Annotated in this window: 1 pseudogene; it reads left to right on the top strand. The window is 71.4% G+C overall.

Features of this window, described 5'->3' with window-relative positions:
- A pseudogene (locus STRAU_RS19005) lies at positions 1-238 on the top strand (glycosyl transferase); the annotation flags it as partial.
- Positions 239-339 lie beyond the last annotated feature (101 nt).

Here is a 339-nt window from a genome sequence, read left to right as displayed (position 1 = left end):
CAACTGGCCGCTGATCCTGGTCCTGTGCGCGCTTTCGGTGCTGCCGTTCGTGGCCTGGGGGCCGCTCTACCGCCGGGACTTCGCCCCCGACCGGTCCCGGCTGACCGGTCTGCTGTGGGGGCTCGCGCTGTGGCTGTACGCGTACCACGTGTTCGTCGTGTCGGCGCGCGGGTTCCTGCGTCTGCTGCGGGGCCGCAACGGCTGGGGGGGGACGGGGCCGGTGGCGACGGAGGTCTGACCGGCCGGTCCCTACGTGGACGGGGGCGCCCGGAACATTCAGTTCCGGGCGCCCCCGTCCACGTACGGGTTGAAGTTGATTAGTCCCTTACGCGGCAGGGA

The sequence above is a fragment of the Streptomyces aurantiacus JA 4570 genome (genome assembly GCF_000414115.1).
Taxonomy (GTDB): Bacteria; Actinomycetota; Actinomycetes; order Streptomycetales; family Streptomycetaceae; genus Streptomyces; species Streptomyces aurantiacus_A.
Note: the sequence above shows the minus strand (reverse complement) of the source record. Positions and strands in the feature narration are given on the sequence as shown.